A 10,281-nucleotide genomic window follows, 5' to 3' on the forward strand; every position below is an offset into this window, starting at 1 on the left:
CGAATCAGGCCTGTTCAGCTTGATGCCCTACTTACCCGCGATCTGATCCTTGGTGTAGAACCCGTCCTTCTCCAGCAGATCGATGTTGTCCTTGGTCAACGGCGTCGGGGTCAGGAGGATGGTGTCAACCTTCTTCGCGCCGTTGTCGTACTGCGAGCTGTACGTAGGCTTCTCGTTGCGCGCCAGTTGCACCGACAGTTTCGCCGCTTCCGAGGCGATCAGTTTCAGCGGTTTGTAGACGGTCATGGTCTGGGTGCCGTCGATCACGCGCTTGACCGCTGCCAGGTCGGCGTCCTGGCCGGAGATCGGCACTTTGCCGGCCAGTTTCTGCGCGGCGAGGGCCTGAATCGCGCCGCCGGCGGTGGCGTCGTTGGAGGCGACGATGCCGTCGATCTTGTTGCTGTTTTTGGTCAGGGCGTTTTCGACGATGCTCAGGGCTTCGGTCGGGTTCCACTCCTTGACCCACTGCTGACCGACAATCTTGATGTCGCCCTTGTCGATGGCCGGCTGCAGCACTTTCATCTGGCCTTCGCGCAGGACCTTGGCGTTGTTGTCGGTGGGCGCGCCGCCGAGCAGGAAGTAATTGCCTTTCGGGGCCGCCTTGAGCACGCCGGTCGCCTGCATTTCACCGACTTTTTCGTTATCGAATGAGATGTAGGCGTCGATGTCGGCGTTGAGGATCAGCCGGTCGTAGGACACCACCTTGATGCCGGCCTTCTTGGCTTCGGCGACGGCGTTGGTCAGCACGGTGGCGTTGAACGGTACGATGACGATGACATCGACGCCCCGGGAAATCAGGTTTTCGATCTGGGAGATCTGTTTGCCTTCGTTGGCATCAGCGGACTGGACGTACACCTTGGCGTCCATTTTTTCTGCCGCTGCGACGAAGTAGTCGCGGTCCCGGGCCCAGCGTTCGAGGCGCAGGTCATCGATGGAAAAGCCGATTTTCGGATGGGCCGAATCGGCCATGACGGGCAGGCTGAGCAGGGCCAGGGCACTGGCGAGCAGGGTGGTCTTGAAACTCTTCATGGGGGTGCGTCCTGTTATTTTTGTTTAGAGACACTGTCCGAGCGTGTACGGGTTTTCCGGTGAAACTGTAGATACTGGTTGTGCGCCGCGAGCGGGGAATTGTCGTGAGAATGTAACCAACGTAATTCCCCTCTGATGCCGGTCCTGCTCACCCATCGCGTCCATCCAACGGCATTGGCGATGACCTCGACTGTAGGACCGGCTTTAGCCGGGAATGCGTCAGTCGTCACACTGCAAATGTGAGGGTGCCACCACTGGCCTCTTCCCGGCTGAAGCCGGTCCTACGAAAGACATAGCATCCATCCAGCAGATCGCGGGCGCCTGTTGTCAGGGATAAATAAACCGGTTCACCACGCCTTCGAGCATTTCCTGGCGACCGCTCACGGCCTGCGGGTTGAGTTCGTTGTCCATGGCATGTTGCGCCAGTGCATCCAGACTGAAATCCCCCGACAGCACGGCGCGCCCGAACGGCTGGTCCCAGCCGGCATAGCGCTGGTCCTTGAACGCCTGCAGCTTATCGTCCTGAATCATCGCCGCCGCCCGTTCCAGCGACAGCGCAAGCACGTCCATGGCGGCGACGTGGCCGTAGAACAGGTCGATTTCGTCTAGGCTCTGCCGGCGCACTTTGGAATCGAAGTTATAGCCGCCGTTCTTGAACCCGCCGGCCTTGAGGATCTCGTAGGTGGCCAGGGTCAGCTCTTCGACGCTGTTGGGAAACTGGTCGGTGTCCCAACCGTTCTGCGGATCGCCCCGGTTGGCGTCGATGCTGCCGAAGATGCCAAGGGACGCCGCCGTGGCGATTTCATGATGAAAACTGTGCCCGGCGAGGGTGGCGTGGTTGGCCTCGATATTGACCTTGATCTCTTTCTCCAGACCGAACTGTTGCAGAAAGCCGAACACCGTGGCCGTGTCGTAATCGTATTGGTGCTTGGTCGGCTCCTGGGGTTTGGGCTCAATCAACAGGTCGCCGGTAAAGCCGATCTTGTGTTTGTGCTCGACCACCATGCGCATGAAGCGGCCCAGTTGCTCGCGTTCGCGCGCAAGGTCGGTGTTGAGCAGTGTCTCGTAACCCTCACGGCCGCCCCACAGCACGTAGTTCGAGCCCTTGAGCCGATGGGTGGCGTTCATCGCGCTGAACACCTGGGCGGCGGCGAAGGCGAACACTTCCGGGTCGGGGTTGCTGGCGGCGCCGGCGGCGAAGCGCGGGTTGCTGAAGCAGTTGGCGGTGCCCCACAGCAGCTGAATGCCGCTCTGCTCCTGATGGCGTTCGAGCTCGTCGACCATCTGCGCGAAGTTGTGGCTGTACTCTTTCAGGCTCGCGCCTTCGGGTGCGACGTCGGTGTCGTGGAAGCTGTAATAGTCGATGCCCAGTTTTGAAAAGAATTCGAACGCCGCATCGGCCTTCGAACGCGCCAGGTCCATGGCGTCCCCCGGCTTGACCCACGGACGCTTGAAGGTGCCGACGCCGAACATGTCGGCGCCCGGCCAGACGAAGGTGTGCCAGTAGCAGGCGGCCATGCGCAGGTGTTCGCGCATGGGCTTGCCGAGGATGATCTTGTTGGCGTCGTAATGGCGGAAGGCGAGGGGCGACTCGCTGCCGGGACCTTCGTAGCGAATGGTGTCGACATCGGGGAAGCAGGGCATCGGGGTTTCCTTATTGTTTTTGTTGACGGCGGTCTTCATGGTTTTGTTCTTGGCTGCTCCCGATACTAGCAACGGCCCCGTCCGCGCCGATTGCGAAAATCACCAACCCGCTGTTCGATTTTGAGTATTGAGATTCCCCCGGTGCAGGCCTAGTCTGTGCCGACTCGCTTCACAGGCCCGGGGAACAATAATGAAAACCGTCCCGCCCACTCACCGTATCGCGCTGTTGTTCAACGGCGGCAAGATCTATGACCGCGGCATCATCACCGGCATCGGCAATTATCTGAGCAGCACCCGCGCGACCTGGGATCTGTTTCTGGAAGAGGACTTTCTCTGCCGCCTGAAGGGCATCGAGCGCTGGCAGGGCGATGGCATCATTGCTGACTTCGACGATCCGCTGATCGGCGAGGCCCTGGCCGGAAGCACGGTGCCGGTGGTGGCGGTGGGCGGTTCCTACGAGGACAAGCGGGCCTATCCGAAACACATTCCCTACGTCGCCACCGACAACTTCGCCCTGATCAAGCTGGCCTACGAACACCTGATCGAGGCTGGCCTGACACGCTTCGCCTGTTTCAGCCTGCCGGAAGCGCAAAGCAATCGCTGGGCCCAGGAGCGTGAAAAAGCCTTCCGCCGGCTGTTGCAGCGCGACGGTTTGCACGGTGAGGTCTATCGCGGCCTGAGCACCAGCGCGCCATTGTGGGACAGCGCCGTGGAACAGCAGATCACCTGGCTGCAAAGCCTGCCCAAACCCATCGGCATCATCGCCGTCAGCGACGCCCGCGCGCGGCAGTTGCTGCAGGCGTGCCTGACGGCGGGCATTGCGGTGCCCGAGCAGGTGGCGCTGATCGGCATCGACAACGACCCGCTGACCCGCACCCTGACGCGGGTGCCGCTCAGTTCGGTCACTCAGGGGACTCAACTGATGGGGCGCACGGCGGCGCAGTTGCTGCACCAGATGCTCCACGGCATGCCCTCGACCGCGAGCCAGATTCTGGTGCCGCCCGAGGCCATCAACGTTCAGGCCTCCAGCCTGCATCAGCCGCTGGGCAATCCGTATGTGATGCAGGCGCTGCACTTCATTCGCCAGTACGCGTGCCAGGGCATCAAGACCGCCCAGGTCGCGGGCTACGTGGGCATTTCCCGTTCTTCCCTGGAATCGCACTTTCGCAAGGAACGCGGCTGCAGCGTGCATGACGAGATATTGAGCTTCAAACTCACGGCCGCCGCGTCAGGTCTGAAAGACGGTGACTCAGCCATCGCCGACATCGCGCAAAACTGTGGCTTCAAATCCGCGCAATACCTGCACACGGTGTTCCGCCGGGAGTTCGGCTGCACCCCCCGCGAATATCAGCAGGGCGAGGCAGCACCGATTCATTGATTTGCTTTAGGGCGCTTCGTTTGGGGCGCGTCTGTCATAACAACGACAACATCACAGGAGTCATCGATGCATCCGATTCGTTTAGGGCTGGTGGGTTACGGCAAGATCGCCCAGGACCAGCACGTGCCGGCGATCCACGCCAGTGACCGCTTTGAGCTGGTGGCCGTGGCGACGCTGGGTCAGCACTGTCCGGGCGTGCCCAATTTCAGCTCGCTGGCTGAGCTGCTGGCAGAAGGTCCGGCAGTGGACGCCATCGCCTTTTGCACGCCGCCTCAGGGGCGTTTTGCGCTGGTTGAAGAGGCGCTGAAGGCCGGCAAACACGTGCTGGTGGAAAAACCGCCGTGCTCGACCCTGGGCGAAGCGCTCGCCCTGATCGACGAGGTCAATGCCGCGGGCGTCAGCGGCCTGTTTGCCTGGCATTCACGCTTCGCCCCGGGCGTGAGCAATGCGGCGCAATGGCTGGAGGGCAAGACCCTCAAGCAGGTGCGGATTGACTGGAAAGAGCAGGTGCGCAAATGGCACCCGGGTCAGGCGTGGATCTGGCAGGCGGGCGGGCTGGGGGTGTTCGATCCGGGGATCAACGCGCTGTCGATCGTCACCGAATTGCTGCCCCATGCGCTGTTCGTCGAGTCGGCCAACCTGAGCGTGCCGAGCAACTGCCAGTCGCCGATTGCGGCGTCGCTGCAGATGCGTTCCGGCGAGGAGGTGCGGGTGATCGCCGAACTGGATTTCGATCACAGCGTCAACGAGCAGTGGAGCATTGAGCTGCACTGCAACGACGGCGTCATGCGCCTGGACGCCGGCGGCGCGCAGGTCAGCATCGACGGCGTGGCGCAGACCGTGTCGGAGGAGGGCGAATACCCGGCCATGTACGGGCACTTCGCGCGGCTGATCGACGCGGGCAAAAGCGATCTGGACTTGCAACCGCTGCGCATCGTCGCCGACAGCTTTTTTGTCGGCAGCAAGGAGACGGTGGCGGCTTTTCACGAATAAACAAGTGACGATCGATGGCCCGGTCTGGTGTGCTGGATCGGGCTTCGGCGCTGACTGCGCTTGTGCGGCCAGCGTCAGATCAGATATGCACCACGCCGGCCAGAGCGATTGAGAACGAAACGATCAGGGTCAACAGAATGGTCATGTTGATGGACATTGCGGGCAAATCCTTGTCTGGTTAATCAGTGCCGCCATCATCCGGATTTGCACGGGCAAACAGAACGGCGTTCGTGCCTATGTTGGCAATCGATGGAAATAATAGTTCGGGGTTTTTCAGAGAGATGCCCTTGCAGCTGCGCCACTTTTCGCGAGCAAGCTCGCTCCCACAGGATTTGCGGCAACTGATACATCTCTGGTGTGGTCATGATTGAGCAGAGCCCATCTTTCTGACGCGCTGCTTTCGCAAGGCAAACGCTGCCCTTGTGGGAGTGAGCTTGCTCACGAAGATGGCATTCCAGCCGCTGGAGATGTGGCGGATGTACCGGCCCCTTCGCGAGCAAGCTTGCTCCCACAAGGTTTGCGTCATTGCTTAATCCTCGGTAGCCGCCCAAGCCCAATCCAACCACCCCCTACCCATAAGGACCACCATGCCTTCCACCCCCATCCGCATCACCGACGAACAACTCCTCTCCGACAACTGGTACGTGCTCAAGAAGTACAGCTTTGAACTGCAACGCCGTGACGGCAGTTGGCAGTCGCAGACCCGCGAGGTCTACGACCGGGGCAATGGCGCGACGATTCTGTTGTACAACCTCGAACGCCGCACCGTGGTGCTGACCCGGCAGTTCCGCATGCCGGCCTTCGTCAACGGCCACGATGGATATTTGATCGAAGCGGCAGCAGGGTTGCTGGACAACGCCAGTCCCGAAGAGCGCATTCGCCTCGAAGCCGAAGAAGAAACCGGCTACGTCGTGCGTTCGGTGAAGAAGATCTTCGACGCCTTCATGAGCCCGGGTTCGGTGACCGAGCGCATTCACTTTTTCATCGGCGAATATCAGCCCGATGATCGGGTCAGCGATGGCGGCGGGCTGGAAGAGGAGGGCGAAGACATCGAAGTCCTGGAGCTGGATTTCGAGCGGGCCATCGCCATGGTGGAAAGCGGCGAAATCAACGACGGCAAGACCATCATGCTCCTGCAATACCTGGAGCTGCGCCTGATGAAATGAAGACGGCAGGGCCAGAACGACTCGAAGCGCGACGAAAAAGTTTCACCCATCGGTAAACTTTCTTACGTTGCAATGAGAATCGTTTGCGTTATCCTTCGCGTTCCTTTGTTACCAGGGATGTCGAACAAGATGGATTTTCGCCCTGCAATGAGCCAGCCCACCCGGCTTGGCTCACCTTGTGTTGGCGCCACCCGTGGCGCGAGAGACCCGCGCCTCGAGGCGCTGATGGGCACCTACAACACCCACCGCGAGGCACTGCTGCGCCTGGCGGCAAAATTCCTCGGCTGTCGCGCCCGCGCCGAAGACGTGGTCCAGGACGCTTTCGTGAAGATGCTCGAAAGCGACCTCGCGTCCGCGGAACCTGCGCGCTACATGTTTCGCGTCGTGCGCAATCTGTCGATTGACCGTCTTCGCCGCCAGCGTCTCGAACGCAACCACGGCGCCGAAGCCGAGCAGCAAGAGCAGATCCGTTTCGAGGTGTCCCCGGAGCGCGTGCTGGCCGGTCGCGAGTCCCTCGGTCAATTGGTCGGCGCGCTCAACGAACTGCCCAAGCGCATGCGCATCGTCTTCAACCTCAGCCAGATCGAGGGCTACACCCAGCGCGACGTGGCCAAGGTCATCGGCACCTCGCCGACCATGGTCAATTTCCTCCTGCGCGACACCCTGTCTCACTGCCGCGCGCGGCTCGGCGAGCTCTAGGCATCGCCGCGTCATGTCTTTCGTTTTCACTGCCCGGAGTCATTCATGAAATTAGTTCGTCTGGTCTTCCAGCAATACCGCTGGCCGCTTGCGATGGTGCTGCTGCTGAGCGTCAGCAGCGGGCTGTTGAGCGTCGGCGTGATTGCCTTCGTCAACCAACGCATGATCAGCAGCCACGAAGGCCTCGGCACCGCGCTGTGGCAATTTGGCCTGATGCTCGCCGTGCTGCTGGCGCTGGCGTCCGGTGCGTCGTTGTCGCTGACCGCGCTGGGCCATCGATTTGTTTATGGCCTGCGCCGGGTGATGGTCAAACGCCTGCTGGACACCAACATCGAGCGCATCGAATCCATCGGCGGGGCCAAGATCTTCGCCAGCCTGTCCAGCGACATTCGCGCCGTGACCATGGCCTTCGTGCAGCTGCCGGACCTGATCTACGGCTCGGTGCTCAGCGTCGCGTCGTTCAGTTATCTGGCCTGGCTGTCGCCGTCGCTGTTCATCACCACGCTGTGCTGGATGGCGTTCACCCTGGGGGTGGGCTGGTTGCTGGTGGGCAAACTCAACGCCCACATCCGCGCGCTGCGTGAGTCCGAAGACAAGCTCTATCAGAGCTATCAAGGCGTGATCGACGGGCGCAAGGAGCTGACCCTCAACCGCGACCGCGCCCGCCGGCTGTACGAAGAAACCTTCGACGTCGCCGCCCAGCGCTACCGCGAGCATTTCACCCTGGCGGACCGGTATCACGGCCTGGCCAGCAACTGGGCCAACATCATGGTCCTCGGCACCATCGGCCTGGCGTTCTACCTGGCCAACGGCCTGGGCTGGGCGCCGACGGAAGTGGCGGCGACCTATGCGCTGACCGTGCTGTTCATGCGCACGCCGCTGGTGCTGGCGGTGGCAGCGATTCCGGCGCAGATCTCCGGGCGCGTGGCGCTGGATAAAGTCGAGTCGCTGGCCCTGGCCGAGCACCACGAAAGCTTCGACGTCGCCCCGAGCCACATCGCCGGTCACTGGCAGACCCTCGAACTGCGTGACGTCGAATACCACTACGCGCCCCAAGGCGACGAGCCCGGTTTTGATGTCGGTCCGGTGAACCTGACCCTGCGCCGGGGCGAAACCGTATTCCTCATGGGCGGCAACGGCAGCGGCAAATCCAGCCTGGCGCGTTTGCTCAGTGGCCTGTATCGACCATCGGCGGGGGCGATCCTGATCGACGGCCAGGTCATCGGTTCGGACGACTGGCTGGCCTACCGTCAGCTGTTCGCCAGCGTGTTCACCGACTTCCACCTGTTTGCGCAATTGCTCGGTCCCGACGGGCAGAACGCTGACGTGGCGGATGTCGAGCACTGGCTGGAAAAACTGCACATGAAGCACAAGGTGCAGCTCGCCGACGGGCATCTACTCGACACGCGCTTCTCCCAGGGGCAGCGCAAGCGTCTGGCGCTGATGCTGGCGCTGCTGGAGAAGCGCGACATTCTCCTGCTGGACGAATGGGCCGCAGATCAGGACCCGTTGTTCCGCCGCTTTTTCTACCGCGAGCTGCTGCCGATGTTCAAAAAGGATGGCGTCACGGTGTTTGCCATCAGCCACGACGACCAGTACTTCGACCTCGCCGACCGTCTGGTGAAGATGGAGTCCGGCCAGCTCAGCGAGCTGCAGGGCGATCGCCGCGAAAACGCCAGCCGCGACGCGGTGGAGGAGATCGGTGCCGCCTACCAGATAAAGGCAGCCGAGGCGTTGTAAGAAATTTCGGCGACCGGGACTAAACAGTCGTCAGCCTCAGTCGTCATGTTAATGAGAATCAGTCTTAAACATTTTTGATGCGCGTGAACTGCCATCCGGCGCCAGCGACCTTGTCGTCCGGCTGCCGGAGTCGATCGCGCATCGCGCCTTACGAGAGGGAAGCATGGAACTCGTCTACGACTTCATCGGCATCGGTTTCGGCCCGTCGAACCTGGCTTTGGCCATTGCCACCCAGGAGCATGCCCAGCGCAGCGGTCTGGCGCCCCACGTGTGTTTCCTCGAGAAAAAGCCGGCGTTCAACTGGCACGAAGGCATGCTGATCGACGGTTCCACCATGCAGATTTCCTTCCTCAAGGACCTGGTGACCCTGCGCAATCCGGCCAGCCGTTTCACCTTCGTCAACTACCTCAACGAGCGCGGCCGCCTGCAGGACTTCATCAACCTGAAGACCTTCTTTCCGACCCGCGAGGAGTACACGGACTACCTGACCTGGGCCGCGTCTCACTTCAACGAACAGGCCCATTACGGTGCCGAAGTGATGTCGGTGGAGCCGCATTTCGAAGACGGCCGCTTTGTCGCCATGGACGTGTTGTCTCGCGATGAGCACGGCGAAATCTCCCGTCGTCGCGCGCGCAATCTGGTGTTCGGCATCGGCGGCATTCCCCAGGCGCCGGTGGCCTTCGACGGACTTGAAGACGCGCGCGTGCTGCATTCTGCCGGCTATCGCGGCGGCATCGAAAAACTCCTCGCCAATCGCCCTGGCCCGGTGCGCGTGGCGGTGGTCGGTGGCGGCCAGAGCGCGGCGGAAATCTTCGAAGACCTGGCCTCGCGCTTCGACAATGTTGAGGCCACGCTGGTGATTCGTGGCAGTGCGCTGAAACCGTCCGATGACAGCCCCTTCGTCAATCAGATCTTCAACCCGTCGTTCACCGACACCATCTTCAACCACAGTCAGGAGCGCCGCGTCGCGCTGTTCGACGAGTTCCGCAACACCAACTATTCAGTGGTCGACACCGACCTGATCGAGACCATCTTCCAGCGCATGTACCAGCAGAAGGTGCGCGGCGAAGAGCGTCACCGCATGCTCACCAACCGCGAAGTGGTGCACGCCGAAGTCGCCGCCGACGGCATCGAGCTGTTCCTGCGCGATGCGCCCCATGACCAGATGCACAGCGAGACCTTCGACGTCGTGGTGCTCGCCACTGGTTATCGCCGCGACTATCACCTGGAGCTGCTCTCGGGTATTCAGCAATACATCCAGGGCGCCAACGTTGACCGTCATTACCGCTTGCCCCTGACCCCCGGCAGCGAAGCGGGGATTTTCCTGCAGGGTTGCTGCGAAGACAGCCACGGTTTGAGCGACACCCTGTTGTCGGTGCTGGCGATCCGTTCTCAGGAGGTCGTCGAATCGATCTTCGGCGATCAGGCGCAACCGTGTTCGGCGCGCTCAGGGCATGGGTCGTTGCAGGCTGAGCCTCGCGTAGCGCTGAAGCTCGCGCGCTAAGCCCGGGCCTTCAAAAAAGCCCGTCACTGCGGTGGTCGTAAACGGCCACCCACTCTTTTCTCACAACGTTGTGGGCCGCCTTTGCGCGGCCTGCGGGTTGAGCCTTGCCGATACAAACAGGTGAAAGA

At 61.6% G+C, this 10,281-nt stretch carries 8 protein-coding genes; 6 read left to right on the top strand and 2 right to left on the bottom strand.

Annotated features, from left to right (window positions below; all coding sequences use genetic code 11):
- Positions 1-27 precede the first annotated feature (27 nt).
- On the bottom strand, positions 28-1,029 hold the full coding sequence (gene xylF, locus ACYASU_RS09825; protein ID WP_192174283.1) for a D-xylose ABC transporter substrate-binding protein: 1,002 nt from the start codon (positions 1,027-1,029) through the stop codon (positions 28-30).
- A 327-nt stretch (positions 1,030-1,356) separates the two neighbouring features.
- On the bottom strand, positions 1,357-2,673 hold the full coding sequence (gene xylA / locus ACYASU_RS09830) for a xylose isomerase (RefSeq protein ID WP_463582699.1): 1,317 nt from the start codon (positions 2,671-2,673) through the stop codon (positions 1,357-1,359).
- A gap of 190 nt (positions 2,674-2,863) precedes the next feature.
- Between xylA and ACYASU_RS09835 the strand changes: the two genes are divergently transcribed.
- The 6 genes from ACYASU_RS09835 (at position 2,864) to ACYASU_RS09860 (ending at position 10,153) form a co-directional block, all read left to right on the top strand.
- The gene (locus ACYASU_RS09835; protein WP_463582671.1) at positions 2,864-4,051 is read left to right on the top strand and encodes a XylR family transcriptional regulator; all 1,188 of its coding nucleotides are present in this window, start codon (positions 2,864-2,866) and stop codon (positions 4,049-4,051) included.
- A gap of 66 nt (positions 4,052-4,117) precedes the next feature.
- On the top strand, positions 4,118-5,044 hold the full coding sequence (locus ACYASU_RS09840; RefSeq protein WP_463582672.1) for a Gfo/Idh/MocA family protein: 927 nt from the start codon (positions 4,118-4,120) through the stop codon (positions 5,042-5,044).
- A gap of 587 nt (positions 5,045-5,631) precedes the next feature.
- Complete coding sequence (gene nudK / locus ACYASU_RS09845) at positions 5,632-6,210, top strand: GDP-mannose pyrophosphatase NudK (RefSeq protein WP_108119691.1); 579 nt, start codon at positions 5,632-5,634, stop codon at positions 6,208-6,210.
- 147 nt (positions 6,211-6,357) lie between these two features.
- Complete coding sequence (locus ACYASU_RS09850; protein ID WP_463582673.1) at positions 6,358-6,909, top strand: sigma-70 family RNA polymerase sigma factor; 552 nt, start codon at positions 6,358-6,360, stop codon at positions 6,907-6,909.
- A gap of 45 nt (positions 6,910-6,954) precedes the next feature.
- Positions 6,955-8,649, top strand: a complete 1,695-nt coding sequence (locus tag ACYASU_RS09855) for a multidrug ABC transporter permease/ATP-binding protein (RefSeq protein ID WP_463582674.1) — start codon at positions 6,955-6,957, stop codon at positions 8,647-8,649.
- 163 nt (positions 8,650-8,812) lie between these two features.
- A complete protein-coding gene (locus tag ACYASU_RS09860; RefSeq protein ID WP_463582675.1) occupies positions 8,813-10,153 on the top strand; it encodes a lysine N(6)-hydroxylase/L-ornithine N(5)-oxygenase family protein in 1,341 nt (446 codons plus the stop codon).
- Positions 10,154-10,281: the final 128 nt, after the last annotated feature.

The organism is Pseudomonas sp. HP_12 (genome assembly GCF_055283955.1).